Raw genomic sequence first — 26,712 nt, forward strand, 5'->3', positions numbered from 1 at the left:
TGCGCCGGGGAGCGCGTTATGGAGAAGCGTGAGCCGGCGCGTTATAGGAAGCGCGAACCAACGCGGTCGACAAATCTGCATATTGCGGTCCTGAAAACCTGGATGGACAGAAAAATTTGTGAGGTGGAGCCAGTGAGTGATGAAACATTAGCACCAAAATATGATCATAAAGCGGTCGAAGCAGGCCGCTATCAGGAATGGCTGGACGAAGATGTTTTTAAACCAAGCGGCGATCCAAAAGCCAAGCCGTATTCGATTGTCATTCCGCCACCCAATGTAACTGGGAAGCTGCACATGGGCCATGCCTGGGATACAACCTTGCAGGACATCGTGATTCGCCAAAAGCGGATGCAAGGCTTTGATACGCTGTGGCTGCCGGGGATGGACCATGCCGGAATTGCCACACAGGCGAAAGTTGAAGCCAAATTGCGCAAGGAAGGCATTAGTCGCTATGACTTAGGCCGCGAAAAGTTTGTCCAGAAGGTCTGGAAATGGAAAGATGAATTTGCCAAAACCATTCACGGCCAGTGGGCGAAGATGGGCTTGTCGCTGGATTACAGCCGTGAGCGCTTCACCTTGGACAAAGGCCTGAACGAAGCCGTTCGCAAGGTGTTTGTCGAACTCTACAAACAAGGCCTGATTTACCGCGGCGAATATATCGTTAACTGGGATCCGCAAGCCCGCACGGCATTGTCCGATATCGAAGTCATTCATAAAGACGATAAAGGCGCTTTTTATCACGTCAAATATCCGTTTGCCGATGGTAGCGGGTATATCGAAATCGCCACGACTCGTCCGGAAACCATGATGGGCGATACTGCGGTGGCCGTTCATCCTGGTGACAAGCGCTACAAAGATATGGTTGGCAAGGAATTAATTCTGCCGCTGGCTAACCGCAAAATTCCAATCATTGAGGATGCCTACGTTGATCCTGATTTCGGAACTGGGGCCGTTAAAATCACCCCAGCGCACGATCCTAACGACTTTCAGGTTGGCAATCGCCATGATCTGAAGCGCATCAATACCATGAACGATGACGGCACGATGAATGAAAATGCCGGCAAATACAATGGGATGGATCGGTTTGAAGCCCGTAAAGCCATGGTGGCGGATTTGGATAAGGAAGGCCTATTACTTAAAGTCGAACCGATTGTGCATAGTGTTGGTCACAGCGAGCGGACCGGCGTTCAAGTCGAAGCCCGTTTGTCGACGCAGTGGTTTGTCAAAATGAAGCCGCTCGCCGAAGCAGCCATCAAGGCCCAACAGGAAAGTGATAAGAAAGTAACCTTTGTTCCGGAGCGCTTTGAGCACACTTATTTGCAATGGATGGAAAATATTCACGATTGGGTCATTTCCCGGCAATTATGGTGGGGCCATCAGATTCCGGCTTGGTACAACAAGCACACCGGTGAAATTTACGTCGGTATGGAAGCACCGAAGGATATTGAAAATTGGCGCCAGGATCCTGACGTACTGGACACGTGGTTTTCCAGTGCTTTGTGGCCATTTTCCACAATGGGCTGGCCGAATACCGATGCGCCGGATTATAAGCGGTATTATCCGACGAACACCTTGGTCACAGGCTACGACATTATCCCATTTTGGGTTGCCCGCATGATCTTCCAAGGATTACACTTCACCGGCGAGCGACCATTCCAATACACGCTGATTCACGGCCTGATGCGGGACGAACAAGGCCGCAAGATGAGCAAGTCGCTAGGAAACGGGATTGACCCAATGGACGTCATTGAAAAATATGGCGCCGATGCCCTGCGGTGGTTCCTGATCACAGGTAATAAGCCGGGGCAGGATACGCGGTTTAGTTACAAACAGGTTGAAGCTGCCTGGAATTTCATCAACAAGATTTGGAATATTTCACGCTTCGTGATGATGAATCTAGGCGATCTGGACAAGCCGCAGCAGCCTGATCCAAGCACATTTGACTTATCCGATAAGTGGCTTTTTTCGCAATTAAACGAAACCATTAAGCAGGTTACCGATCTGTCTGAACGGTTTGAATTTGGCGAAATGGGTCGGACCCTTTACAACTTTACCTGGAATGTCTTTGCGGACTGGTATGTTGAAATGAGCAAGGAAGTCCTCTACGGTGACGATGAAAAGGCCAAGGCAGCTAAACGGGTTAATCTGGCTTATGCCCTTGATCAGATTCTGCGGCTTTTGCACCCAGTGATGCCGTTTGTGACCGAGAAGTTGTGGTTGGCTTTGCCGCACTCCGGCAAGTCCATCGTAACCGCCAGCTACCCTGTGGAAAACACTGCGTTTGAAAATGCCGACGCAACCAGTGCGATGGATGCTATTATTGCGCTTATCCGCGGCGTTCGCAGTATTCGTAAAGAAGCAGGCGCACCGCTTAAAACCAAGGTTGATATTATCGTGAAGTTGACGGATCCTGCTTTGAAGCCGATTTTTGACCAGAACTTCGATTTCATCGATCGGTTTGTTAACAGCAAGGAATTCACCGTCGGAACCGATGTAGCAGAGCCGAAAATGGCTGGCAGCGCCGTCATTACCGGAGCAACAATCTTTGTTCCGCTCAATGAATTAGTCGATCTGGACGAAGAAAGGGCCAAGCTAACCAAAGATGCTAAGAAGCTTGAACAGGAAATTGCCCGAATTGACAAGAAACTCAACAATCAAGGTTTCCTGTCCAAAGCGCCTGAAGCGGTTGTCGCCGAACAACGCACCAAGCGCAGCGACTTCGCCGACCAACTCAGCAGCACCCAGCAGCGGCTTGAGCAGTTGCAGCAGGCATAAGAGATCGAAGCCCGGTCTTGCAGGTAAAATGTTCGTCCGTCAACCTCAAGCGGTGTGGGTGACATAGCTTAACTAGATTTCCGAGAGGCTGGGTCATAATCTATAGCCACAATACAGAAGCGGACATACTCCAACTATAACTGGAGTATGTCCGCTTCTAGTTTTCCTAGGAGAATTCGTTGGATTATTAAGACGTTAGTGCCAAAGCGGAGCAATCTCCGGCCAGATGGGGCTGGAACGCTGTGGGCACGACTTTGAGCCTCAGCAAAGCCCGCTGAGTCTCAAAGCTCGGCCTTGTACTACGCCGGGAAGATCGCCCGGCTAGTACAATCTCACAGCTGAGCCCCATCTGGCCTCCGATTGCGGAGTTTGGCACGGTCTCACAGCTGAGCCCCATCTGGCCTCCGATTGCGGAGTTTGGCACGGTGACAAACTAATTGCCTGAGATTTTCTACTATACGAATAGGCGTAGATCCGTGTATTCCTCATGAATTGAGCAAAATTTCCGTTATCAGCGGCTTAGCCGACCAGCATTTTCTGGTATGATTAAGCCATATTGAGGCGCTGCAAAGGCGGTGTCTGCATGGATGTCACGATTGAAGGAAGTTAACGATGAACTACTCTGAAAGTGTTGCTTATATTCATTCTTTTCCGCGTTTAGCCAAAACCGGCGATCATCGTCGTATTCTGACGTTGTTACACGCGCTCGGTGACCCGCAGAAAGAAGGTCACTATATTCATATCACTGGCACGAACGGGAAGGGATCGACGGCTAACGCCATTGCTCATGTGCTGGAAGCTAGCGGGCTGAAAGTGGGCTTGTTTACTTCGCCGTTTATTATGCACTTCAATGAACGCATGATGATTGACCATGTGCCGATCCTCGATGATGAACTGGTACAGGCGGTTGCGGTCGCCCGGGCAGCACTTGATGACTTGCGCACCACTCAGCCTGACTTTAATGTAACCGAGTTTGAATTTGTCACCGCCTTAGCGTTTTGGTATTTTCGTCAGCGCCGCGTTGATGTGGCGGTTATCGAAGTCGGCATTGGCGGAGATACCGATTCAACCAATGTCATCACGCCGGTTGTGAGTGTGCTGACGGAGGTGGCGCTGGATCATCAGAAATTGTTAGGCAATACCATCACGGCGATTGCGACGCATAAGGCTGGTATTATCAAGCCCGGAGTTCCGGTCGTTACCGGTGACTTGGTACCCGATGCAGCGGCAGTGGTAGCGGCCAAAACGCAGTCCACCGGTAGTCAGTGGTTTCGCTTCGGTCGGGATTTCACTGTTCCCAAAGCCAAGCTGCACGGCTGGGGACAGCGGTTGACGTACCAGGATGAAGACGGATCGTTAGCGGATCTGACCGTGCCATTAGTCGGGGACTATCAACAGCGTAATATGGCGATTGCAATTAAAACCGCTAAAATTTATGCACAGGTAACCGACTGGCCGTTGACGGCGCGCGATATTCGCCAAGGACTTGCGGCCAGTCGCTGGCCGGCGCGGCTTGAGAAGATTAGCGATTCGCCGTTTATTGTGCTGGATGGTGCGCATAATCCGGACGGTATCAAGGGTCTGGTCACTGCGTTGCATGAACTGTTTTCCGGACCGGTTACGGTGATTGCCGGTATTTTGGCCGATAAGGATTATGCATCGATGGCAGATATGCTGACACGGGCATTTGCGACTGTTTACCTCGTGCCAGTGCCGGGGACGCCACGTGCATTACCTGAAGCCGGGTACCAAAGGCTTCATGAAGGACAGTTAAAAGACTCATGGCAGGCGGCATTAGCAGCCAGCTTGGATAATGACCCGGAACAACCGATTGTGATCACTGGGTCCTTGTATCTTGCTGCTGCCGTGCGTCAAACTTTATTGGAGGGAAAGTCATGACAACAACCGTGATTTTTGATCTGGACGGAACCTTGGTTGATACCGAAGCAATTTATCTTCAAAGCAACGTGCGCGCCGCAGCTGAGTTGGGATTGAAGCGAACCGAAGATGATTTTCGCCCGTTAGTCGGTTCGGCGGGGCCAAACGAAGCCAAGATTATTGCAGATCTTGTTGGGTCGGAAAATGCTGCGTGGTTTCAAGAATTTTCGACCAAGGATGTGTTGGATCGGATTCGCAATGGTGCCGATTTTGTGTTGCCTGGAGCTGATGAAGCCTTGAGAACGCTGCGGGCTGCTCGTTATCGGCTGGCATTGGCAACCAGTAGCGCTCAGCATTATGTTGATGTGGTTTTGGCAGCAGCCGGTTGGCAAGACTGGTTTGACCCGATTTTGACCGGCAGTGATGTCAAGGCGCATAAGCCGGATCCCGAAGTGTATCAGGTCATGAAAAGGCATTTAGGCGCTGGCCCGGCGATCGTCATCGAAGACACGCACGTCGGGGTGGCGGCCGCAGAGGGAGCTGGCCTGCCTGTGGTCATGATTCCCGGTATTGCCCAGCAACCGGATGAGAAAGCGACCGCTATTTTATCATCTATCACCGAACTGCCGGACTGGCTGCAAAAGCATGGCACATTTGCGTAATCTTCCTAGTGAGTCATGAATTGGCTCAAAATCGCAGCGCGCAACCAGGACATTCAATCAGCATCAGCTCGAAACGCAATGTGGGAATTGAACTGATGCGACCTGTACGTGTGCTACCAGGGGGAAAACGATGGCAGATGCAACTGAACAACCACGCGAACGGTTATTGGCGCACGGACCGGCAGCACTGACAGATGCGGAATTGCTACAACTGATTGTGCGGGCGGGAAACCAGCATTATCCGGTCAAAGAGATCGTGAGTGAGGTGTTGGCAACCTATCCGGCATTGCAAGGTCTGGCGGAAGGCGATGGTGACTCATTGGATCACATTCGCGGCTTAGGTGCCGCCAAACGCGCCAGTATTTTGGCAGGGGTGGAATTGGGTCGCCGGGTGATGCGCCGACAATCCGTTCGTTATGGGCAGATTAAAAATAGCGAACAGCTAGGCAAGAACATGGTTTCGCGTTTTGCCGGTGCTAATCAGGAGTCCATGCTGATTTTGTTTTTAGATGTCAAAAATCAGATTATTACCGAGCAAACTGTGGCGATTGGTACGGTCGATTCTGCATTGGCCGATCCGCGGGTGGTATTTCGTGAAGCCTTAAAATTGAGTGCCACAAATCTCATTATGGTTCACAATCATCCGAGCGGCGATCCGGCGCCGAGTCAGGCAGATCGCGATACGACAACCCGTTTTCAGTTAGCGGCGGCGTTGCTAGGGATGAATTTGCTGGATCATTTGATTATCGGCGGGAAGGCGTTTTATTCTTTTGCCCGAGACGATCCTGACTTTAATTAATTCAAGAAAATTGTAAGGTTTTTTGAAATTGGCGGTAAGGTGCCAAAATCAGGCGGTTTCACATTTTGTCACAGAAATAAATATGCTATAATGCATGGAGTTAATACGAAATGAGTCAGCATAAGGAGAGAACGTCTTGTTTGGATTTGGATCAAAGAATATCGGGATCGATCTTGGCACCGCAAATACCTTAGTTTACGTCGACGGCAAGGGCATTGTCTTAAATGAGCCTTCCGTGGTCGCGAAGAATACCCAGACGGAAGAAGTCATTGCCGTTGGTGAAGAAGCCCGCGACATGATCGGTCGTACCCCGACCAATATCGTGGCGATCCGACCAATGAAAGATGGGGTCATCGCTGACTACGACACGACTGCGGCCATGTTGAAATACTTCATGCAAAAAGCATTGGGTAATGGCAGCCATCCGCAGGTGATGATTTGCGTACCAAGTGGGGTTACCGAAGTTGAAAAGCGTGCCGTCATTGATGCGGCTAAAGTAGCTGGTGCACGGGATGCGTTTGTGATTGAAGAACCATACGCCGCGGCGATCGGTGCCGGCTTGCCGGTTATGGACCCGACAGGCAGTATGGTCGTTGACATCGGTGGCGGCACAACCGATGTTGCCACGATTTCATTAGGCGGCATCGTTTCGAGTCGCTCCATTCGAGTGGCTGGCGATAAGTTTGACGAAGCCATTATCAATCATTTGCGACAGAATTTTAATTTATTAATCGGCGAACGAACTGCTGAAGCGATGAAGATTCAAATCGGGTCGGCATCGGTTGAAAAAGCCGCTGACATCGACGGGATGACGGTTCGCGGCCGAGATTTATTAAGTGGTCTGCCTAAGACGATTGACATTTCGGCGACGGACATTGCCTCGGCGATTCATGAGAACGTGCTTGACATCATCACGGCTATTAAAGAGACGCTGGAAGAAACGTCTCCGGAAATTGCGGCTGATGTGATCGATCACGGTATCGTGCTAACTGGTGGCGGGGCGCTTTTGAAGCATCTGCCGGATGTCATTTCCGATGAAACCAAAGTACCGGTCTTTATCGCCCAGGACCCGCTGGATTGCGTTGCGATCGGAACTGGCGAATCGCTGAAGAATATTGACGTTTTAAAGAAACGTTAACAGCCCATAAATGAAGATGCTTTGCGTGTGGCAAGAGGCTGGGATGAAGGATCCTGGCCTCTTTTCGCGAGTGTGACGGAGGAACCAATGCAGAAATTCTTTTCCAATAAAAAATTGATCGCCCTCATGATCGCTTTGCTGGTCAGTATTGGTCTGGTCGCTGGGTCGATTTATGCGAGCAACAATCGCAATACCCCGCCGTTTATTCAGCGGATTGCCAATGATGTTGTTGGCATCGGTGGCCGGTTGGTTGCCTTACCAGGGGATTTTGCCCGCAACGGGTTGGATGACGTGCATAGCCTGATGGATACGTTCCAGGAGAATCAACACCTGAAACAACAGCTAGATAGTCTGGCCCAGACCAAAGTACAGGTTCAAACCCTGAAACGCGAAAACAAACAGCTGAAACAACAGTTGAAATTGAACGGTACTTTGACTGATTACTCGCAGATCAGCGCCGCCGTTATTTTGCGAACACCGAGTGATTGGCGGAACATGGTGGTGATTAACCAAGGCAGCGCGGCAGGGGTTAAAAAAGGCATGCCGGTGATGGCCGGATCCGGATTGGTCGGGCGGATCGTTGAAGTCAATCGAACCAGTTCAAAAGTCGAAATGCTATCGACTGCCAATAAGTCCAGTGATCGCGTCGCTGCCGCCGTTGAAACGAGTGAGGATAAAGAAGTTAACGGGATCATCACTGGCTATGACGAAAAGTCGGGTGACTTGGTTCTTGGCGAACTGAACAGCGAGCATGCGATTAAAAAAGGCGATAAAGTCGTGACCAGCGGCTTGGGCGGCATGACCCCTAAAGGCTTGCTTATCGGAGAAGTCACTAGTGTTAAAAAAGATGACTATGGGCTTGCCAATACCGTTTATCTGTCACCGGCTGCGAATCTCAATGATGTAACGGTTGTGACGGTCATTTCGCGGACAATCAAGGGTGACTGATATATGTTGAACGAAAAACACTTTACAGGGCATTGGTGGATTATTTCAATCCTGCTTTTGCTGTTATTAATTGATGGCAGTCTGGCATCCGTATTAGCCCAGTGGATTATGCGGCCGAGTTTTATGGGTACGCCGCAGCTGACTTTGTTAGGCTTGGTTATGGTGACCCTGCTAGTTCCGGAAGAGAAGTACACGACCTGGATTGCCGCCTTGATCGGGTTGATTTTTGACAGCTTTTACACCGGCATATTAGGCGTCAATGCTTTATTGTTCGCGTTAGTGATTTATATCGTGCGTCAGATTCGGCCGTACATTCCGCACACCGCGGTTTTTGTCGGGATGGTGTATATCATTGCGCTATTGCTGTATGGTGTCGCCAATTATTTTGTGAATCATTTTATTGGTTATGGCAGTTCCAGTGTAGTGATGCTGATTGCCAATCATTTGGGGCCGGGGTTGACGGTCAATCTGATTCTTTTCGTCATTGTGTATGGCCCATTGCATCGGGTATTGATTAACTTAGCGGAAGAATAGTTTGGGGTGATGATGTGGACAGTGTGGTCTTAAAAGGTCGAAACGACAGTCTGGCACTGCAGCTTCAAGATACGGCGGATTTTATGCAGATCATCGGGACGCTGAAAACGTTACTGGGGAAGCTGTATGAAGAAACGCCGACTGGTGAAGTCAGTTATCGCTTGGAAACCGGTAATCGTTTGTTGACTGAAGAGCAGCTTGCCCAAATTCAATCGGTTTTCGCCGATTATCCGCGTTTTTCAATCAACGGCATTACCAGTGCGGTCGTTGACAAAGATGTGGTGGCAGATATGGTCACGGCCAAAATGACGCATCGTATTGGTGGGGTGATTCGGTCTGGCCAAACGATTGACATCATGGGTGATGTGCTGTTCTTGGGCGATCTGCATTCCGGTGCGACTTTATGTGCTTCCGGGAATGTTTTTGTGATGGGTAAGGTCAGCGGCGTGGTGCAGGCTGGCAGCCAAGGGGATACACGCGCCGTTGTGGTTGGTGATCTTGAAGGGGCCAGCCAGGTGCGAATTGCCGATGTGATCGAGATTGTCGCTGATCACTATGATCCGCTCAAGCCAGTCGCTTATTTAAGTGAGTTACATACAATGACACACGCCAAAATGGCTGAACTGGCGAATCTTCGGCCGCGATTATTCAAGCAAATGGAGGCAATGTAGATGGGTACAGCGTTAGTGGTTACTTCCGGTAAAGGTGGTGTTGGTAAAACGACCACCTCGGCCAACATCGGCACCGCATTGGCTTTGCAGGGCAAGCGGGTGGTTTTATTGGACCTTGATATTGGCTTGCGTAATTTGGACGTGGTCATGGGGCTATCTAATCGGATTATTTATGACATTGTCGATGTCGCTACCGGCCGGGCTAAATTGCATCAAGCTTTGATCAAAGACAAACGCTTTGATGACCTTTTATACTTATTGCCAGCGGCGCAAAATGCTGAAAAGGATGCCATAGAGCCCGAGCAGGTTGTCGAAATTGTTGAACAGTTGCGGCCGGATTTTGACTATATCATTCTTGATTCGCCTGCCGGTATTGAGCAAGGCTTTCGCAATGCGACGGGCGCTGCCGATGGGGCGATTGTGGTGACCACACCGGAAATTTCGGCAGTCAGTGATGCCGATCGGGTGGTTGGTTTGCTTGAACAGCGGGATATGCCGCTTAAACCGCGATTGATCATCAACCGTATTCGGCAAAATATGCTGGCAGATGGCCGCTCGATGGACATTGACGAAATCACCAGTCATCTGGGACTCGATTTGCTGGGCATTATCGTTGATGATGACGGTGTGATTGAGAGCTCAAACAAAGGTGAAGCGATTGTGATGGATCCGGATGATTTGGCCAGCAAAGGTTACCGCAATATTGCCCGGCGACTGTTGGGCGACAGCGTGCCGTTAATGGACATTCGCCTTAAAAAGCAAGGCTTCTGGTCAAAACTTTTTCATCGGCATAACTAATTAAGCCACACGGTGTGGTGCGTCGACGCGGGAATTCGGCCATCACTTTTCCGACGAAAAGCTGCACGAATTTTTAGGAATAGTTGACTTTCGATGATTTTCGGTGTAATTTAGTGACAATTCATTAAAGCGTTGAGTGGAATCGATGAGCGGTCATGACTTCAAGCGAGTCCGGGTTGATGGGAACCGGGCAGTCATCCGTTGATCACACATCCATGAGTGGGCGATTGAACCTTAGTAGGTCGTCTCGGTTGGGCTCGTTATCGCCGTGGTTGAAATAACTACATGAGACTGATTGTGTGAGCAATTGGTAAATCTGAGGTGGAACCGCGGTTTAAGCCGTCCTCTTACAGCAACTTGCTGTAAGAGGATTTTTTTATGACTGCGATTTCGAATGATGATTATGAAGTTGATTTCAACCACATGAGGTCGACTGTGTGAACAGTCGGCAAATTGAGGTGGTACCGCGCAAAAAAGCGTCCTCTTGCTTGATGCAAGAGGACGCTTTTTTGCATTATCAGTCGGTCACCGGTTGCGGCCCGCCAACCACAAAACGCGTTTAATAAAATGAACAGAAACCATGGCAGTAAAGTTGTCACGGATTTGAAGGAGGAAGCACCATGACTTATATTTTTCAGATTTTACCGGCCTTATTATCTGGTGTGAAAATGACTTTGGGGATTTTTGCCATCACGTTGGTTGGCGCCATTCCACTTGGCTTGATTTTGTCAGTGGGACTCATTCCCAAACCTAAATCAATTCTGGGTAAGGCAGGAAAAAGCCTTTTGGAAGGTTACGTTTGGGTCTTTCGGGGAACGCCATTGTTGTTGCAATTGATGTTTATCTTTTATGGTTTACCGATTATCGGGATTGTTTTTGATCGGTTCTCGGCGGCTTTAGTTGCCTTTATTCTAAATTACGCTGCCTACTTCGCAGAAATCTTCCGTGGCGGCTTTGGGGCCGTTGATGAAGGCCAATTTGAAGCTAGCACCGTTTTAAACATGACGCGCTGGCAGGCATTGCGGTATGTCGTTATCCCGCAAGTCGTTAAAATCGTGTTGCCGTCCATCGGTAACGAAGTCATCAACCTTGTGAAGGATTCCAGCTTGGTTTATGTCATCGGCTTGGGCGATCTGCTGCGGGCCGGGAATATTGCCAGTGCCCGCGATGTCACCTTGTTGCCGCTTGTCTTGGTTGGGGTGATCTACCTGTTGCTGACGCTGATCCTGACGTTCCTGCAAAAACGGATCGAAGCAGCATTTTCATACTATCGCTAGGAGGCGTCGAACATGTTAGAACTGAAAAATATCAACAAATCTTTTAACGGCCGACCGGTTTTGAAAAATGTCACAGTGACCATTGAAGATGGTAAAACCCTAGCGATCGTGGGTCCCAGTGGTGCCGGAAAAACGACACTGCTGCGGATTATCAGCGGACTGGAGCAGGCTGATTCAGGTACCATGATCTGGAACGGCGAGCCGACAACCGCGCAGGCCATGCGTAAACAAGGGATCATCGGGGTTGTCTTTCAAAACTTTGAGCTTTTTCCGAATCTGTCCGTGATGCGGAATATTACGTTGGCTCCAACGTTGCAAGGGGTTGACCAGCAACAGGCTGATGCGACTGCCAAGAAATTATTGGATCAATTGGCGTTAAGCGATCAGGCTCAGGCATATCCGTATTCACTTTCCGGTGGGCAAAAACAACGGGTCGCGATCGCGCGGGCGTTGGCGTTGAATCCACAAATTCTTTTGTATGATGAACCGACCAGCGCACTGGATCCGTTGTTGCGGGAGAACGTGGCTGAGATGGTTAATCAGTTTAAGGCTTCCGGAATGACGCAGGTCGTGGTGACCCATGATATGGACTTTGCCAAGAGTGTTGCGGACACGACTTATCACGTTGGCAAAGGCGGTGATGGCCAATGAAACGGCGAATTTTATTAGCCGTCATGGTCGTTTTGGCCATGGCAGGCTTTATCATCAGCGGCTGTGCGCGCGAAACCGTCAACAATTCCTGGCCGCGGATTGAGCGCACTAAAAAAGTCGTGATTGGTTTAGACGATACGTTCGTGCCGATGGGCTTTCGCCAAAAGAATGGTCAGCTTGCCGGATATGACATTGATTTGGCAAAGGCCGTCTTTAAGCGCTATGGCATCAAAGCCGATTTTCAGACGATTGACTGGTCCATGAAAGAAACCGAACTGAAAAATCAAACCATTGACTTGATTTGGAACGGCTATTCCGTCACGCCGGAACGCAAAGAAAAAGTTGCCTTTTCCGACAACTACCTGATTAATCATCAGATTCTGGTTACCAAAACCAAGAGTCAGATTCATTCACTGAAGGATATGAAAGGGAAAACCCTAGGCGTGCAGACGGGATCAAGCGGTGCGTTTGACCTGGACGCGCAACCGAAAATTTTAAAGAATATGATTGCCAACAAAACCCCGATTCTCTACGATACGTTCAATGACGCCTTTATTGACTTAGACGCGGGGCGGATTCAGGGGATTTTGATGGATGAAGTTTATGCACGTTATTACATTGCCCACAAAGCGGACCCGTCAAGCTATCACATTGTTAACGATCCGTTTCCGCCAGAAGATTTTGCTGTGGGGATGCGGAAATCCGACCATGTCTTGCGCGGCAAAATCAACGCTGGCTTGAAGGCATTGAAGGCCGATGGCACCATCGCAAAACTGCAAAAGAAGTGGTTCGGTAAAGTTGAAGAGTGATTGGCGATTGCGACCGGATGAGTTTTTGGTTAGTGACGTGTCATCACTGATCAATCGTCTATAAACGCTGAGAAAAATGCTGCGGCAGGCACTGATTCATCTGACCGTAGCATTTCTCCTGGCGTTTTTATTGTCAGAAGATGGCGTTAGGGCACCGATCTTTAGGAAGAAAATGCAGCGAGAATGAGCCGTCGTTACGTCAGCACCACTGGACTTTTACGCTGCCTTGTCGGTAAAGTAGAGTATAATCATTGCCATGTGATTGGCTGGCAAGCATTCTGATATGGCATCATTTAGCGTGAATCTGGCGAGGAGGCAAGTTTATGTGGCTTGGGTTGATTTTTGGCGGGCTTTATCTTGTGAATGCGTTGATTGCGATTGTGACGGTTTTTCGCTCGCATCGTGACATCTCCGCAGTATGGGCATGGCTGTTGGTATTGATGCTGCTGCCGTTTGTGGGTTTTATCATTTATTTTGTGTTTGGCCGTAAGTTGCGGGCTAATCGCATGCAAGACTTGATGACGCAACGGCTTTTAGGCATCAATGACTTGGTCGTTCAGCAGCAAGAAGCCCTTGCAGCCGGCCAGCCGTTAATTGGCACCCCTGGTAGCGGCGGCGTTTCTGAGCTGGTTCGCACATTACTGCGGGCCGATGATGCTTTGGTGACCACCCATAATGAGGTTCAGGTTTTGGCGTTACGCGAAGCTTTTTTCAAGCAACTGTTTGAAGACATCGGGTTAGCGACCGAGCACATTCATATTGAAGCTTACACGATTCAGCCGGATGCAGTGGGCCGGCAGTTACGGGATTTATTAATTGAAAAGGCGCATGCCGGTGTTACCGTACGCGTTTTGTACGACACTTTTGGTTCTCATGGCTTGCCGATCAGTTTTTGGAAAGGATTGACCGATGCAGGTGGCCAGGTTGAGCGGTTTGTGGCGACGAAACTTGGGCGGTGGAATCCGCGAATTAACTTTCGGAATCACCGTAAGCTGATTGTCATCGATGGGCATCTGGCATACTTGGGGGGCTTTAATTTAGGAAAAGAGCATCATGGCTTGCCCACGTTACGCGATACCCAGCTGCGGATTCAGGGTAAGGCAGTTGCCGTGATTCAAGCGCGTTTTCTGATGGACTGGAATGGTACCAGCCGAAAGCAACAGGTTAAAAATGTTGACGTTCTTTTCCGCGAACCGGTTGTCACTGGTAATACAACGATGCAGGTGGTTGCTGGAGGACCGGAGCAGCAGGTTGAGGCAATTAAACTGGGTTATCTGGGTCTCATCAATCAGGCTAAGCGCAGTATCTGGATCGAGTCGCCGTATTTCGTGCCGGATGACAGCTTGCTGGATGCGTTGACGATCGCGGCCAATGCTGGTGTCGATGTCCGCATTATGATTCCGAAGAAAACCAATCAGGAACTGATGGCCAAAGCTTCTCAGTTTTACCTGAACCAAGTCGTGGCTAACGGTGGGCAAGCGTTCTTGTATGAAGAAGGTTTCTTGCATGCCAAAACGATTGTGGTCGATGGTAAATACGTTTCTACCGGAACCGCCAACTTTGACATTCGCTCCTTTAAACTGAACTTTGAAATTGCCGCGTTTATTTATGATCATCGGATCGGCAAAACATTTCAGAAACTTTTCCTTGCCGACATGGAACGAGCAATACCGTACACGCAAAAAGTTATCGATGCCAAAAAGCGGCCTGCCCGACTAGGAGAGGAACTCTCACGGCTATTGGCGCCGATTCTGTGACGCGACCGCTGTGAGCGCAAGAAAAAAGGCCTAACGACAGACGAGTTGTCGCTGGGTCTTTTTTTGCAAGTCATTCCACTAAGGTTCCTAGGTGATCGGTTTAGATAAGTTGCAAACTAGCGAGGGCACCGAGAACGACGCCGAGCACAGTAATGATAATCATCACCCAAGCGCTGATGATCGTCATTTTTTGAAATTTAGACTTTTTCTTTTTCTGCACCGAAAACACCACCTTTGTTATTCTGCTGGCTCTCATTGTACTGGTTTTTGCAAGGATCGGCAACTGAGATGCTGGGGGGATTTTGAAAAAGTTGCCATTTTTTAACGGTTCGCAAAGTTCTACTTTGTGATGAATGACAGTAGCGTTGAAATTGTTCGGCATGAGTTGGCACTGCAATGGTGCATCTTTCAACTAAATCAAGCTTGACGCTTATCCTCGCTTTGGGTAGGGTTAATTAGAATAGTATCAATAGACAGCGCTTCAGGCGGCTGCCTCCAGGGGGACTTATCATGGTGTTGCTCGCGTTGGGATTGCCGATTTTAGTGTGGTGCATGGTTGTCGCGGCAGTCGTGTACTTTGATTTTCATGGCGGTTCTTGGTTCTTCTTATTGACAGTGGTTAATTTTTGGGCGATTTTTCAGCTGACTTTTACGAAAACCCCGAATTTTATTTGGGTGATTTTGTTTACAGCCATGGTGATTGCTTTGATCCTGGTTATCTGGCAGGTCGTTCGTGAATATGATCTCATTATCCACCGTTATTGGCGTATGTTGACCCGAATCCTCTCATTGGCCACCACTTGTTGGTGGTTTGGCGGCATATTGATCTACTTTTTGGGATAAGTCCCCACTTTCTACCCACGTTTTAAAAAAGTCCGTGATCCTTGTGATCACGGACTTTTTTGCGTCTTAAAGGTTTTTTAAAACATAAAATAACTAAATTTTGTTTCAATTGTGGTTAGATGTGGAGAAGAGTGGGGCGTTGTGGTAGACTAAAAATCGTAGGGAGGTGCCAGCTATGCTCATGGGTGAATTTGAACGCAGTATCGACGCTAAAGGGCGTCTGATTATTCCAGCCAAATTCCGTGAGCAACTGGGGGCATCGTTTGTGTTAACCCGTGGTATGGACGGCTGCCTTTTCGGTTATCCAATAGCTGAATGGGACAAGCTTCAGGCCAAACTGGCAACGTTACCGTTAGCCAAAAAAGATGCCCGTACCTTTACCCGCTTTCTTTTTTCGGCCGCAACTGAGTGTGAGATTGACAAGCAGGGGCGGATTAACATTCCTAAGTCACTGTTTAAACACGCCGCATTGAAGAAGGAATGTGTGCTTGTCGGCGTCAATACTCGCATTGAAGTTTGGGATGCCGAGCGCTGGCAGGAATTTGCTGACACGGCTGAAGAAAACTTTGATGATATTTCGGAAAACTTAACGGACTTTGGGTTGTAGTGATGACAGAATTCAAACATGAAACGGTTCTATTAAAAGAAGCAACGGCAGCTTTAGCCGTGAAACCGGATGGCATCTATGTCGATGCTACGCTGGGTCGCGGCGGCCATACCCGTCAGATTTTAAAGCAACTGACAACAGGACGCTTGATCGCGTTTGATCAGGACGAAGCCGCCATTGCTGCTGTGACCGCTAGCTTTGGCAATTTACCGCCGCAACTGACGCTGGTTCACCGTAACTTTCGGGAACTAACGACGGCACTGGCTGAATTGAACATTAGCCATGTAGACGGTATTTTGTATGATCTCGGCGTCTCATCACCGCAATTTGATGATTCCAAGCGCGGCTTTTCCTACCGTTTCGATGCACCGCTGGACATGCGTATGGATCAGCGGCAGAAGCTCGACGCCAAGACCATTGTGAATGAATGGCCCTATGCTGAGCTGGTTCGCATCTTCTCGCGCTATGGGGAGGAGCATTTTTCCAAACAGATTGCGCGGCGGATCGAGCAAGCCCGGGCTGAGGGACCGATTACCACAACCTTTCAGCTCGTCGATTTGATTAAGGCGGGGATTCCTGCCAAGGCTCGGCGCACCGGTGGCCACCCCGCCAAAAAAGTGTTTCAGGCGATTCGCATTGCGGTCAATGACGAATTGTCAGCACTGGAATCATCGTTGGAGCAGGCATTGAAGCTACTCAATGTCAATGGACGGATCAGCGTGATTACCTTTCAATCGTTAGAAGATCGACTAGTCAAGACCATGTTTAAGGAAGTTTCGTCAGTTCAAGACGTTCCACGCGGTTTGCCGGTTGTTCCGGCGTCTGCCCAGCCGCACTATCGCTTGGTCACGCGCAAGCCGATCTTACCAAGCGCTGATGAGTTGGCCGAAAACCACCGTGCACATAGCGCTAAGCTCAGAGTTATCGAAAAAATTCGCAACTAGGGGGTACAATAAATGCTTGAGAGTACAGCAAGACCTTTGGTGCAGCAACCGGCGCCTAAACCGGTACATAAAACAGTTAACGAACCCGCGCCACAAACACATATCGCTTTTAGCGGATTCGAAAAAACCTTGATGTTCGCCTGTGGTGTTTTGGCCACGGTTGTTTGTGTGGTCTGTCTGTTCATGCAAAACCGCCTGAGCAATACCCAGCGCCAATACGAAGATTTACAAGCGCGCATTATGAAGCAATCGCAGGCAACCGCGAATCTCAAGCAGGAAATTGGTGAGCTCTCTAATTCGGAACGACTCGATGCTTTCGCAAAAGCACATGGGTTTAAAATCATTAATGGCAATATAAAGCGTGTTGATAATCAATGAAACTTTTCAAATCAAAACGATCAACGAATGCACATCCAGCCCGGAATCGTAAGTTATTTGGTATCGGACTGATCGGGTTTACGCTCCTGATTCTCGGTGGCTTCGTTCTTCGTTTTTCTTTTGTTGCCACAGTTGGCGAAGTGGATTCTAACAACCTGGCCAAGCAGCGGCAAAAACAATATCGTACGGATACGGTTCTACAAGCCCAGCGCGGGGCTATTTTGGATCGCACTGGCAATGTGATTGCCGAGGATTCAAATACTTATACAATTTATGCGATCCTCGACAAACAGAACAAGAATGGCGACAAGCCAGATTACGTCACGGATAAGGCAAAAACGGCTAAAGTATTGAGCCGTTATTTGGCGATCAGTGAAGACAAAATTCTGGCGCGTTTGAACCCGACTAAAAAGCATGTCTTCCAAGTCGAGTTTGGGACTCCCGGCACCAAATTGAGTCTGGCAATTAAAAAGCAAATTGACGCGGAAAAACTGCCGGGGATCCATTTTCGGGAAACCCCGTCGCGTCTGTATCCTAACGGCGTCTTTGCAAGCCATGTGATTGGCATTGCCCAAGCTCAGGATAAAGGCAGCGGGCTGACCGGCGTCATGGGACTGGAAAAGCAATTCAACACGGTTCTTGCGGGGGACAACGGTTATCGCCGCAGCGAAACCGATGCTTATGGGTACAAGCTGCCCAATGCCAAAACCAAGTTAAAAACGCCGGTTAATGGTGGAACGGTTTACACCACGCTGGACAGTGGCCTTCAATCCTATTTGGAAACGCTGATGACGGATGTCCAAACCAAATATGAACCAAAAGGGTTGACGGCGGTTTTGATGAGTGCCAAAACCGGCAAAATTCTGGCGGCCAGTCAGCGACCGACATTCGATGCCTCAACCGGTGAAGGCTTAGGCGATATGTGGCGGGATTCCTTGGTTGAAGACAATTACGAACCGGGATCCGTTATGAAAATCGTCACACTGGCATCAGCCATCCAGAGCGGCAAGTATCACCCAAATGAATATTACCAATCCGGTTCCGTGAAGCTTGACGGCGGAACGGTCAATGACTGGCGCAGTGGCGGCTGGGGCTCGATTCCGCTGAGCAAAGCTTTTCCATTGTCAAGTAATGTCGGCATGGTGAAAATCGAACAGGAAATGGGTGCCGGTGTCTGGAAGAGTTATTTAGATAAATTTAAATTTGGCCAAAAAACCGGCATCACGTTACCAGGTGAAACCAACGGGCGTATCAGTTTTGCCCAGCCATTGGACCAGGCGATCACTTCGTTTGGGCAAGGCATTGAAGTGAATGTCATGCAAATGATGCAGGCCATTAGTGCGGTCTCAAATGACGGTAAAATGCTGAAGCCACAAATTGTGTCCAAGGTCGTGCACAAGAATGGCAAAGAAACGGTCTATAAACCTGAAGTTGTCGGTCAGCCCATTTCCAAAGAAACCGCCGCTCAGGTCATTGACGCCATGCGACACGTGGTTAACGATGAAGATGGTACCGGGGTTGCGTATAAAATGCCAGGCGTGGATTTAGCTGTTAAAACCGGTACCGGACAAATTGCCAGTGCCCAAGGCGGTTACCTCACCGGTGATTCTAACTACATCTTTAGTGTGGCCGGTATTGCACCGGCGTCGGATCCGAAATATGTGCTCTATGTCACCATGAAACAACCACAGAAAATGACGGAGCCGGCTGAAACAATTTTGGCCAGCATTTTCAAACCGATGATGCAACGGGCGCTTGATACCACCGCCAACGGCACCGTCGCCAAAGACACTAATACGGCTGATGTTCCTGCGGTGACGAATGCTGCGTTAACCACCGCACAGGATACCGTGAAAAAGGCCGGCTTTGACGTTGCCACAATTGGCACAGGCAATAAAGTTGTTCAACAATTACCAGCGAGTGGAACCAAGGCACTGCGCGATTCGCGTGTGCTGCTTTTGACCAATGGTGCTATGACCATGCCTGATCTTACTGGTTGGTCGAAATCCGATGTGTTAAAATTTGTACAATTGACCGGTAAGAAATTCAAACTTGTCGGTGACGGCTTTGTTGTTCAACAAAGTATTGCCAAAGGAACTCTTTTAGGCGATACCAGCGGAACAATCGAGTTCAAACAACAATAGAATTGGGGATAGTCATGCAACTTGCTCAGATGCTCATTCCGATGGTTTCGGCATTTGCCATTACAATTATGTTTATGCCGCTATTTATCGGGTACATGCGTTACAAAAAAGAAGGCCAGGTGATTCGCGAAGAAGGGCCGAGTTGGCACGAGAAGAAATCAGGGACACCAACAATGGGCGGCCTGATTTTCATTGCCGCGATGATTATTTCGGCTATTTGGGTTAGCCTTTGGCAACACCAACTGACGCTGAGTGTCTGGATTTCTTTGTTTATTTTGGTTCTATACGGCCTACTGGGCTTTTATGATGATTTTGAAAAACTGGTTCATCATCGTAACGAAGGGCTGAAGGCTTGGCAAAAGCTGGCAGGTCAGATTCTGGGCGCCGTGATTTTTCTGATCGCGTATTTTCATGAAGGGTTCGATCATACCTTATGGGTACCGGTGATCGGCAATATCAGTGCCACATGGTTCTACGTTGTTTTTGTCATTTTTTGGCTAGTTGGTTTTAGCAATGCAGTTAATTTAACCGATGGCTTAGACGGGTTGGTTGCTGGGCAGACGACGATTTCGTTTGGTACCTATGCCATCATCGCTGCCCGCGAAGGCCGGACGGATGTGCTGATTATCTGCCTTGTCACGGTCGGCGCCATGCTTGGTTTTTTGATGTTCAACCATAAACCAGCACAGATTTTTATGGGCGACCTAGGTTCCTTGGCGCTGGGCGGCATGCTGGCAGTCGTGGCCATTTTACTTCATCGCGAATGGTCGCTATTACTGATTGGAATCATTTATGTCATTGAAACTGCTAGTGTCATCCTGCAGGTGGCGTCGTTTAAGTTAACCGGCAAACGAATCTTCCTGATGTCGCCGATTCATCATCATTTTGAGATAAAAGGTTGGTCCGAGTGGCGGATTGATTTGACGTTCTGGCTGGTCGGGCTAATCGCTAGCGGCATTTATCTGGTATTTTTTCTTTAAAGTCATGCTATAAAAAGAAGGATCAATTGTGAAAAATATTTCGGATTATCGTAATAAAAAGGTGCTCGTGTTAGGTCTGGCAAAGAGCGGTGTCAACGCTGCTCGCTTACTACATAAATTAGGTGCCTTGGTGACGGTTAATGACAAGCAGAAATTCGATAACAATAAGGATGCGCAGGAATTGTTAGCAGACGGGATGCGGGTGATTACCGGCCGGCATCCGGTCGAATTGCTGGATGAACATTTTGAATTGATGGTCAAAAATCCCGGCATTCCATACAGTAATCCTATGGTAAAGCGAGCGCAGGAGCTAGGGTTACCGATTATTACCGAGCCGGAGTTGGCTTATCAGGTATCCGAAGCCGAATGGATCGGAATCACGGGTACGAATGGCAAAACCACCACAACCACATTAATTGGCTTGATGTTGAATCAGCAGCGGCCACACCATGCGTTTGATGCCGGCAATATCGGCATTCCCGTCAGTCAGGTCGCCCAAAAGGCCGGCAAAGACGATACGATTGTGGCGGAGTTGTCGAGTTTTCAGCTGTGCGGTATCAAAACCCTGCATCCCCACATCGCGGTTCTGACCAATATTTATGAAGCGCATTTGGATTGGCATGGCAGCCGCGCCAATTATGTCGCAGCCAAAATGCGGATCACGATGAACCAAACACCGGATGACTATTTCATTATGAATTGGGATCTTCCGGAAATGCATAAGCTCGCCAAGCAAAGTAACGCCCAGATTGTGCCGTTTTCGCGTAAGCAGGCACCCGGTGCACGTGCTTCGCTGATTGATGGCTGGCTGACGTTTGATGGCGATAAAATCATGCAAGCCAGTGAGATGCAGATCCCAGGTCTGCACAACATTGAAAACGCGCTGGCAGCGATTGCCGCAGCCAAGTTAAAAGGGGTCGAAGATGACGCGATTCGCGAGGTGTTGCGGACCTTTTCCGGGGTCAAACATCGAATTCAGTATTTGGAAACGCTGGAAGGACGCCGGATTTATAACGACTCCAAGGCAACCAACGTCGAAGCTGCGACCGTTGCTTTGAATGCTTTTCATCAGCCGATCGTTTGGTTGGCAGGCGGACTGGATCGCGGATTGCCGATGGATGCGTTAACGCCGCTGGTCAAGGAACATGTGAAGAGCATGGTTGTTTTTGGGCAGACAGCACCACTGATGGCCAAAATCGCTAAGGATGCCGGGGTGCCAGTTCAAAAAACCGACAATGTCATGACTGCGGTGCCGTTAGCTTATGAAGCCAGTCGACCGGGGGATGTCATTTTGCTATCACCGGCAGCGGCCAGTTGGGATCAATATCCAAATTTTGAAGTCCGTGGCGATGATTTCATCAAAGCGGTTCATCAGTTGCAACAAACGGTCGAAAGCGAGGGCAATTAAATGCGGCTGGTTATTTCCGGTGGCGGTACTGGCGGCCATATTTATCCGGCCTTGGCGTTAATCGAGGCGTTGAAGGCGGAAGGTAAACTCGATGATGTCCTTTATGTCGGCACCGAGCATGGCTTGGAAAGTCGGATTGTGCCGGCAACCGGCCTGAAATTTGCGACACTCGACCTGCAAGGCTTCAAGCGCAGCCTTTCCTTAAGCAATATGACAACGGTCAGAAAGTTCATCGGCAGTTTGGGTCAGGCAAAAAAGTTGTTGCGTGATTTCAAACCAGATATCGTAGTTGGCACGGGTGGTTATGTCTCTGGCGCGATTTTATTTGCTGCCGCGCGGATGCACATTCCTACCGTGATTCATGAATCAAACTCGGTTGCTGGCGTGACAAACAAGTTTCTCAGCCATTTTGTCGATCGCGTCGCCATTGTTTTTCCTGAAGTGGCTTCAGCGTTTCCGGCAAAAAAAGTGGTGGTAACCGGCAATCCCCGAGCGCAGCAGGTTGCCGGGTTAAAACCGAATGACCGTCTAAAGGATTTCGGACTTGATCCTCACAAGCGTACTTTATTGGTTTTCGGCGGTTCACGCGGAGCACCCAAGATCAATGAGGCGGTTTTAGCAGCATTGCCGATTTGGGGCAAAGCGGATTTCCAAGTGCTATTTGCAACTGGACGCAGCCACTATGATACGATCAAAAAATCTCTGCCACCGTTGCCGTCTTCGATTAAGGTGGTGCCATATATTGATGATATGCCGTCAATCTTACCGGATATCGGTTTGTTGATTAGCCGGGCCGGGGCGACGACGCTTGCGGAGATCACGGCATTGGGCATTCCGGCCATCCTGATTCCGAGTCCTAACGTAACCCACCACCATCAATATTTAAATGCACAGAGTTTAACCAAACAAGGTGCGGCGCTGACGATTACCGAACCTGAATTAGGTCAAGATTTTCCCCAGCGGGTCGTGACCCTCATGGAAGATGATGCCAAACGTGCCGCCATGGCGCAAGCATCAAAGAAACTAGGCGTACCGGATGCCAGTGATCAGCTGATCGCTGTGATGACAACACTCCTTTCGAAACGTAGGTGATGACTTTGGCTTGGCTCCGAAAAAAAGAACAGCAATCTGATCCGCTGACACCGTGGCAGCAATATCAAGCGCGTCAGCAACAGAAGCCGCGACATGATCGGCGCCGAAAGCCGAAGCTGGATGTTGAGCTGCCGAAGATTCAAAATTTGCGGCGACGTAAACTGATCAAGAACCTTGCGTTGATCCTGCTCCCCCTGCTATTTTTGCTGGGGGTTTTTGGCTATTTTGCTAGTCCGCTTTCTAAAGTCGGATTGGTAAGCGTCCAAGGTGTCACAACGGTACCTGATCAGCAAGTGATCAATGCGACTAAACTGTCGGATAACGATTTAATGCTCAGTGTGTTGGTGCATAAAAATGACATTGCGCAACGGGTGCAGAAATCTTTACCGGAAATTAAAGAAGCCAGCCTAACTATAAAAGGGTTCAACCGGATTATCATTCGTACCAGTGAATATCAGACGATTGGCTATGTGTATCGGAATCACGCTTACCATAAGATTCTGGTCACTGGCAAAGTGCTGAAGGCCGGCACGCAAACGCCGGTTGACACGTACCCAGTTTTTTCTGGATTCACTGCCAAGGAATTACCTAAAATGATTGAGTTACTGAATCAGTTTCCTGATGCGATTCGTCATGACATTTCGGAAATCGATGCAAGCCGCGGTGACGCCAATCCCAACCAGATTGCTTTAAACATGAGCGATGGTTATCGGATCATAGCCGATTCGCGTACCATTGCCAAAAAAATCAAGTACTATCCGGCAATTGTTTCACAGGTCAAGAAAAAAGGCGTCGTTGATTTAGAAGTCGGTGCTTTCTGGCGGCCATATTCAAGTGGTGAAAAGTCGTCAAATGACTGATTTTGTAAGGTTTGTTTTCTCATCAGAAAATGAGTGTGTTACACTGATGATGGCACCGTTTTAATATGAAAATTAAGTTGATTAAAAAGTTACACAAGGAGGTTCCCGATACATGGATAATCAAGGTATTTACGTTGGACTTGATATCGGAACCACCTCAATAAAAGTCATTGTTGCCGAAGCAGTACAGGGACAAATGAATGTTATTGGTGTGGGAAGTCAGCGGTCTGAAGGCGTTAGTCGTGGGGTGATCGTTGACATCGATAAGGCAGTCGCAGTCATCCAGGCGGCCGTTGCCCAAGCTGAAGACAAGGCAAATATCAAGATCGATCGGGTTGTGGCTGGCATCCCTGCCAATATGCTGCAGATTGAACAGGTTTCGGGGATGATTGCCGTTGGTGAGGAGAACAAAGAGATCTCTGACAACGATGTCCGCAGTGTTGCTGCGGCTGCATTGGTTCGCAACCTGCCGCCTGAGCGTGAAACATTGTCACTGGTTCCGACCGAATTTATCGTTGACGGGTTTGACGATATCAAGGATCCACGTGGGATGTTGGGCGTTCGGCTTGAGATGCGCGGCATTATGCTAACGGTTCCCAAAACCGTGATTCATAACACGAAAAAAGCCATTGAAAAAGCTGGGTTACGGGTTGGCGGACTGGTCATTTCACCACTGGCGATTGGCCGGTTGGCGTTGACGGATGGTGAACAAGACTTTGGGACGGTCTTGATCGATATGGGTGGCGGCCAAAGCACAGCGGCTGTTATCCACGATCGCAAGCTCAAGTTTACGTCGGTCGATCAAGAAGGCGGCGAATATATCACCAAAGATATTTCCGTCGTGTTGAACACGAGTTTTACGGATGCAGAAAAGTTAAAACGCGAATACGGCAATGCAGATTCGCTAGCCACCAGCGAAGAAGAAACCTTCCCCGTGACCGTTGTCGGTAAACATGAACCGGCGATGATTTCGGAAAAATACTTATCGGAAATTATCGAAGCGCGGGTCGCGCAAATCTTCAAGCGCCTGAAAAAAGCACTCGATGCCGTTAACGCACTTGAGCTGCCGGGTGGCGTTGTGATCACCGGTGGCACGACGGCATTGCCAGGGGTTACTGAATTAGCACAGGATATTTTTGATCGCCCGGTCAAGCGCTTTATTCCCGATGACATGGGCCTTCGCCATCCTTCATTTACAGAAGGACTGGCACTGATCAAATATGCCGCTCAAATGACCGATATCGAAATGCTGGTTTCCAGTGTTCTGCCGACGCCGTTTATGGTTGACGGCGCCCAGACACCATCATCGTCACCATCACCGGCACCGCAAAAACAGCCGGAACAAACCGCTGCTTCGGAAGGCCAGCGTCTCGTCAAGCGCAAGCCCGACAAGCAGACAGACAAAACCAAGTCTAAGGAGCCATCTGCCTTGCGCCGGTTCTTTGGTAATTTCTTTGAATAAATCTCGATTCTAGGAGGAACACGAATGGATTTTCAAATGGACGCACAGAGTGAAAAAGGCGCCAACATCAAAGTTATCGGTGTTGGCGGTGCGGGTGGCAATGCCATTAATCGCATGATTGCCGAAGACGTTAAAGGCGTTGAATTTATCGCTGCCAATACCGATTTACAGGCGCTGAATGCCAGCAACGCAGAAACCAAGATCCAGCTTGGACCGAAATTGACGCGCGGCTTGGGCGCCGGTTCCAATCCGGAAATCGGGCAGAAGGCTGCGGAAGAAAGTGAAGAGGCGATTGGTGCCGCATTACAAGGTGCCGATATGATCTTTGTCACGGCGGGCATGGGTGGCGGCTCCGGTACCGGTGCCGCGCCGATCGTGGCTAAGATCGCCAAAGACCAAGGTGCCTTGACGGTAGGGGTTGTTACCCGCCCATTCACGTTTGAAGGGCCTAAGCGGGCTAAAAACGCCACTGAAGGCATTGCCCAGTTAAAGGAACATGTCGATACGTTGGTCATTATTGCCAATAACCGACTGCTCGAGATTGTGGACAAAAAGACCCCGATGCTTGAAGCATTCCATGCAGCGGACAATGTTTTGCGCCAAGGGGTTCAGGGCATCTCCGATCTGATCACCAGTCCTGGATACGTCAACCTCGATTTTGCCGATGTTAAAACCGTGATGGCCAACCAAGGTTCCGCCTTGATGGGAATCGGCAGTGCCACCGGCGAAAACCGGACGGTCGAAGCGACGAAAAAGGCGATTTCCAGTCCGTTACTGGAAGTCAATATCAGCGGGGCCAAACAGGTGTTGCTGAATATTACAGGCGGACCGGACCTCAGTTTGTTTGAAGCACAGGATGCTTCCCAAATTGTTGCCGATGCTGCCAAAGACGACGTTAACATCATTTTCGGAACGTCCATCAATGAAGAGCTTGGTGATGAAGTCGTTGTGACCGTCATTGCCACTGGGATTGAAGAAGAAGACCAGCGTCGGGAAAGCTCCCGCCGCCCAGCTGCTCAAACACGCGGTGCCGATCACGACAAAGGTAATGACACTTATCGTCCGGCATTTGCGGGTAACGATCAGCATGACGATCAGTCAGCACAAAGTGACGATCCATTTGGTAACTGGGATTTGCGGCGCGAGCCAAGCAAACGACAAACACCGAGTTCCGATGACATGAACAATGTGAAGAAAAAAGATTTTGATATTTTTGAAAATCAAACCAATGCAGACGATGCCGGAAGCGACGACCAGCCGCCGTTCTTTAAGCGTCGGCGTCAATAGTCAGGAGGTC

The 26,712-nt window shown here is 49.3% G+C and carries 25 protein-coding genes; 24 read left to right on the forward strand and 1 reads right to left on the reverse strand.

The window, feature by feature from the left end:
* Positions 1 to 102: 102 nt before the first annotated feature.
* From LHUE1_RS11615 to cls, 13 genes are all read left to right on the forward strand, one after another.
* The gene (locus tag LHUE1_RS11615) at positions 103 to 2,775 is read left to right on the forward strand and encodes a valine--tRNA ligase (RefSeq protein ID WP_390882705.1); all 2,673 of its coding nucleotides are present in this window, start codon (positions 103 to 105) and stop codon (positions 2,773 to 2,775) included.
* Between the two features lie 612 nt (positions 2,776 to 3,387).
* Positions 3,388 to 4,674, forward strand: coding sequence for a bifunctional folylpolyglutamate synthase/dihydrofolate synthase (locus tag LHUE1_RS11620; RefSeq protein WP_049169703.1), 1,287 nt, complete (start codon positions 3,388 to 3,390; stop codon positions 4,672 to 4,674).
* Entirely contained in the window at positions 4,671 to 5,315 is a 645-nt protein-coding gene (locus LHUE1_RS11625; protein WP_049169704.1) for an HAD family hydrolase, read from the forward strand. The genes LHUE1_RS11620 and LHUE1_RS11625 overlap by 4 nt, the downstream gene beginning before the upstream one ends.
* 130 nt (positions 5,316 to 5,445) lie before the next feature.
* On the forward strand, positions 5,446 to 6,114 hold the full coding sequence (gene radC, locus LHUE1_RS11630; protein ID WP_049169705.1) for a RadC family protein: 669 nt from the start codon (positions 5,446 to 5,448) through the stop codon (positions 6,112 to 6,114).
* A gap of 136 nt (positions 6,115 to 6,250) precedes the next feature.
* A complete protein-coding gene (locus tag LHUE1_RS11635) occupies positions 6,251 to 7,252 on the forward strand; it encodes a rod shape-determining protein (RefSeq protein ID WP_005684795.1) in 1,002 nt (333 codons plus the stop codon).
* An 87-nt stretch (positions 7,253 to 7,339) separates the two neighbouring features.
* Entirely contained in the window at positions 7,340 to 8,200 is an 861-nt protein-coding gene (gene mreC, locus LHUE1_RS11640) for a rod shape-determining protein MreC (protein ID WP_010488695.1), read from the forward strand.
* Positions 8,201 to 8,203: 3 nt separating this feature from the next.
* A complete protein-coding gene (gene mreD, locus LHUE1_RS11645; protein ID WP_049169706.1) occupies positions 8,204 to 8,734 on the forward strand; it encodes a rod shape-determining protein MreD in 531 nt (176 codons plus the stop codon).
* A 14-nt stretch (positions 8,735 to 8,748) separates the two neighbouring features.
* Complete coding sequence (locus LHUE1_RS11650; RefSeq protein ID WP_049169707.1) at positions 8,749 to 9,405, forward strand: septum site-determining protein MinC; 657 nt, start codon at positions 8,749 to 8,751, stop codon at positions 9,403 to 9,405.
* On the forward strand, positions 9,406 to 10,203 hold the full coding sequence (gene minD / locus LHUE1_RS11655; RefSeq protein ID WP_010488690.1) for a septum site-determining protein MinD: 798 nt from the start codon (positions 9,406 to 9,408) through the stop codon (positions 10,201 to 10,203).
* 620 nt (positions 10,204 to 10,823) lie between these two features.
* Positions 10,824 to 11,480, forward strand: a complete 657-nt coding sequence (locus tag LHUE1_RS11660; RefSeq protein WP_049169708.1) for an amino acid ABC transporter permease — start codon at positions 10,824 to 10,826, stop codon at positions 11,478 to 11,480.
* A gap of 12 nt (positions 11,481 to 11,492) precedes the next feature.
* Positions 11,493 to 12,131: an amino acid ABC transporter ATP-binding protein gene (locus LHUE1_RS11665; protein ID WP_049169709.1), complete on the forward strand. Its 639-nt coding sequence runs from the start codon at positions 11,493 to 11,495 to the stop codon at positions 12,129 to 12,131.
* The gene (locus LHUE1_RS11670) at positions 12,128 to 12,940 is read left to right on the forward strand and encodes an amino acid ABC transporter substrate-binding protein (protein ID WP_049169710.1); all 813 of its coding nucleotides are present in this window, start codon (positions 12,128 to 12,130) and stop codon (positions 12,938 to 12,940) included. Before LHUE1_RS11665 ends, LHUE1_RS11670 begins: the two co-directional genes overlap by 4 nt.
* Before the next feature lie 323 nt (positions 12,941 to 13,263).
* Positions 13,264 to 14,697, forward strand: coding sequence for a cardiolipin synthase (gene cls / locus LHUE1_RS11675; RefSeq protein WP_217774552.1), 1,434 nt, complete (start codon positions 13,264 to 13,266; stop codon positions 14,695 to 14,697).
* Positions 14,698 to 14,797: 100 nt separating this feature from the next.
* Here the strand turns inward: cls and LHUE1_RS11680 are convergent, their stop codons facing one another.
* A complete protein-coding gene (locus LHUE1_RS11680; RefSeq protein WP_003565145.1) occupies positions 14,798 to 14,917 on the reverse strand; it encodes a DUF4044 domain-containing protein in 120 nt (39 codons plus the stop codon).
* Positions 14,918 to 15,207: 290 nt separating this feature from the next.
* Here LHUE1_RS11680 and LHUE1_RS11685 point away from each other — a divergent pair, with 290 nt between their 5' ends.
* From LHUE1_RS11685 to ftsZ, 11 genes are all read left to right on the forward strand, one after another.
* A complete protein-coding gene (locus LHUE1_RS11685; protein ID WP_025013188.1) occupies positions 15,208 to 15,540 on the forward strand; it encodes a hypothetical protein in 333 nt (110 codons plus the stop codon).
* 175 nt (positions 15,541 to 15,715) lie between these two features.
* The gene (mraZ, locus tag LHUE1_RS11690; RefSeq protein WP_010488673.1) at positions 15,716 to 16,147 is read left to right on the forward strand and encodes a division/cell wall cluster transcriptional repressor MraZ; all 432 of its coding nucleotides are present in this window, start codon (positions 15,716 to 15,718) and stop codon (positions 16,145 to 16,147) included.
* Between the two features lie 2 nt (positions 16,148 to 16,149).
* Positions 16,150 to 17,091 carry a 16S rRNA (cytosine(1402)-N(4))-methyltransferase RsmH gene (gene rsmH / locus LHUE1_RS11695; protein WP_049169713.1) on the forward strand — a complete coding sequence of 314 codons (942 nt, stop codon included), beginning with the start codon at positions 16,150 to 16,152 and terminating at the stop codon, positions 17,089 to 17,091.
* Between the two features lie 12 nt (positions 17,092 to 17,103).
* A complete protein-coding gene (gene ftsL, locus LHUE1_RS11700; protein WP_049169714.1) occupies positions 17,104 to 17,469 on the forward strand; it encodes a cell division protein FtsL in 366 nt (121 codons plus the stop codon).
* The gene (locus LHUE1_RS11705; protein WP_049169715.1) at positions 17,466 to 19,613 is read left to right on the forward strand and encodes a penicillin-binding protein; all 2,148 of its coding nucleotides are present in this window, start codon (positions 17,466 to 17,468) and stop codon (positions 19,611 to 19,613) included. The genes ftsL and LHUE1_RS11705 overlap by 4 nt, the downstream gene beginning before the upstream one ends.
* 14 nt (positions 19,614 to 19,627) lie before the next feature.
* On the forward strand, positions 19,628 to 20,593 hold the full coding sequence (gene mraY, locus LHUE1_RS11710; RefSeq protein WP_049169716.1) for a phospho-N-acetylmuramoyl-pentapeptide-transferase: 966 nt from the start codon (positions 19,628 to 19,630) through the stop codon (positions 20,591 to 20,593).
* A 28-nt stretch (positions 20,594 to 20,621) separates the two neighbouring features.
* Entirely contained in the window at positions 20,622 to 22,001 is a 1,380-nt protein-coding gene (gene murD, locus LHUE1_RS11715; protein ID WP_047106035.1) for a UDP-N-acetylmuramoyl-L-alanine--D-glutamate ligase, read from the forward strand.
* A complete protein-coding gene (gene murG, locus LHUE1_RS11720) occupies positions 22,002 to 23,093 on the forward strand; it encodes an undecaprenyldiphospho-muramoylpentapeptide beta-N-acetylglucosaminyltransferase (RefSeq protein WP_049169717.1) in 1,092 nt (363 codons plus the stop codon).
* A gap of 5 nt (positions 23,094 to 23,098) precedes the next feature.
* The gene (locus LHUE1_RS11725) at positions 23,099 to 23,953 is read left to right on the forward strand and encodes a cell division protein FtsQ/DivIB (protein WP_087913250.1); all 855 of its coding nucleotides are present in this window, start codon (positions 23,099 to 23,101) and stop codon (positions 23,951 to 23,953) included.
* Between the two features lie 112 nt (positions 23,954 to 24,065).
* The gene (gene ftsA, locus LHUE1_RS11730) at positions 24,066 to 25,415 is read left to right on the forward strand and encodes a cell division protein FtsA (RefSeq protein WP_049169719.1); all 1,350 of its coding nucleotides are present in this window, start codon (positions 24,066 to 24,068) and stop codon (positions 25,413 to 25,415) included.
* A gap of 24 nt (positions 25,416 to 25,439) precedes the next feature.
* The gene (gene ftsZ / locus LHUE1_RS11735; protein WP_025013180.1) at positions 25,440 to 26,702 is read left to right on the forward strand and encodes a cell division protein FtsZ; all 1,263 of its coding nucleotides are present in this window, start codon (positions 25,440 to 25,442) and stop codon (positions 26,700 to 26,702) included.
* Positions 26,703 to 26,712 lie beyond the last annotated feature (10 nt).

This window comes from Lacticaseibacillus huelsenbergensis (assembly GCF_029726355.1).
Taxonomy (GTDB): domain Bacteria; phylum Bacillota; class Bacilli; order Lactobacillales; family Lactobacillaceae; genus Lacticaseibacillus; species Lacticaseibacillus casei.

What these genes read in the sequence shown, in the direction of transcription:
- LHUE1_RS11615 (WP_390882705.1), top strand. Translation starts at nt 103, where the DNA reads ATGGACAGAAAAATTTGTGAGGTGGAGCCAGTGAGTGATGAAACATTA.
- LHUE1_RS11620 (WP_049169703.1), top strand. Translation starts at nt 3,388, where the DNA reads ATGAACTACTCTGAAAGTGTTGCTTATATTCATTCTTTTCCGCGTTTA.
- LHUE1_RS11625 (WP_049169704.1), top strand. Translation starts at nt 4,671, where the DNA reads ATGACAACAACCGTGATTTTTGATCTGGACGGAACCTTGGTTGATACC.
- radC (WP_049169705.1), top strand. Translation starts at nt 5,446, where the DNA reads ATGGCAGATGCAACTGAACAACCACGCGAACGGTTATTGGCGCACGGA.
- mreC (WP_010488695.1), top strand. Translation starts at nt 7,340, where the DNA reads ATGCAGAAATTCTTTTCCAATAAAAAATTGATCGCCCTCATGATCGCT.
- mreD (WP_049169706.1), top strand. Translation starts at nt 8,204, where the DNA reads ATGTTGAACGAAAAACACTTTACAGGGCATTGGTGGATTATTTCAATC.
- minD (WP_010488690.1), top strand. Translation starts at nt 9,406, where the DNA reads ATGGGTACAGCGTTAGTGGTTACTTCCGGTAAAGGTGGTGTTGGTAAA.
- LHUE1_RS11660 (WP_049169708.1), top strand. Translation starts at nt 10,824, where the DNA reads ATGACTTATATTTTTCAGATTTTACCGGCCTTATTATCTGGTGTGAAA.
- LHUE1_RS11665 (WP_049169709.1), top strand. Translation starts at nt 11,493, where the DNA reads ATGTTAGAACTGAAAAATATCAACAAATCTTTTAACGGCCGACCGGTT.
- LHUE1_RS11670 (WP_049169710.1), top strand. Translation starts at nt 12,128, where the DNA reads ATGAAACGGCGAATTTTATTAGCCGTCATGGTCGTTTTGGCCATGGCA.
- cls (WP_217774552.1), top strand. Translation starts at nt 13,264, where the DNA reads ATGTGGCTTGGGTTGATTTTTGGCGGGCTTTATCTTGTGAATGCGTTG.
- LHUE1_RS11685 (WP_025013188.1), top strand. Translation starts at nt 15,208, where the DNA reads ATGGTGTTGCTCGCGTTGGGATTGCCGATTTTAGTGTGGTGCATGGTT.
- mraZ (WP_010488673.1), top strand. Translation starts at nt 15,716, where the DNA reads ATGCTCATGGGTGAATTTGAACGCAGTATCGACGCTAAAGGGCGTCTG.
- rsmH (WP_049169713.1), top strand. Translation starts at nt 16,150, where the DNA reads ATGACAGAATTCAAACATGAAACGGTTCTATTAAAAGAAGCAACGGCA.
- ftsL (WP_049169714.1), top strand. Translation starts at nt 17,104, where the DNA reads ATGCTTGAGAGTACAGCAAGACCTTTGGTGCAGCAACCGGCGCCTAAA.
- LHUE1_RS11705 (WP_049169715.1), top strand. Translation starts at nt 17,466, where the DNA reads ATGAAACTTTTCAAATCAAAACGATCAACGAATGCACATCCAGCCCGG.
- mraY (WP_049169716.1), top strand. Translation starts at nt 19,628, where the DNA reads ATGCAACTTGCTCAGATGCTCATTCCGATGGTTTCGGCATTTGCCATT.
- murG (WP_049169717.1), top strand. Translation starts at nt 22,002, where the DNA reads ATGCGGCTGGTTATTTCCGGTGGCGGTACTGGCGGCCATATTTATCCG.
- ftsA (WP_049169719.1), top strand. Translation starts at nt 24,066, where the DNA reads ATGGATAATCAAGGTATTTACGTTGGACTTGATATCGGAACCACCTCA.
- ftsZ (WP_025013180.1), top strand. Translation starts at nt 25,440, where the DNA reads ATGGATTTTCAAATGGACGCACAGAGTGAAAAAGGCGCCAACATCAAA.